1 protein-coding gene is annotated in these 220 nt (G+C 68.2%); it reads right to left on the bottom strand.

Annotated features, from left to right (window positions below):
• Nucleotides 1–220, bottom strand: a 220-nt coding sequence (locus AC0L2L_RS33435; protein ID WP_473584029.1) for a hypothetical protein, incomplete at both ends; no start/stop codon positions are given.

The raw sequence follows: 220 nt of genomic DNA, 5'->3' as shown, positions 1-220 counted from the left end.
GGCCCGCCTCGAGCGCGACGCGGCTGAGCAGGAACGAACCAAAGCAGTCACAGCCAGAGAACGTGCCGAGCAGGCCGCTGCCGAGACCGCGCAGGCTCTGGCAAGCGAGCGCGCTGCAACAGCCTCGACCCGCGAGGATCTCGACAAGGCCCGCCTCGAGCGCGACGCGGCTGAGCAGGAACGAACCAAAGCAGTCACAGCCAGAGAACGTGCCGAGCAG

This window comes from Mesorhizobium sp. WSM4832, assembly GCF_055811115.1.
This window is presented reverse-complemented; position numbering and strand designations above follow the sequence as displayed.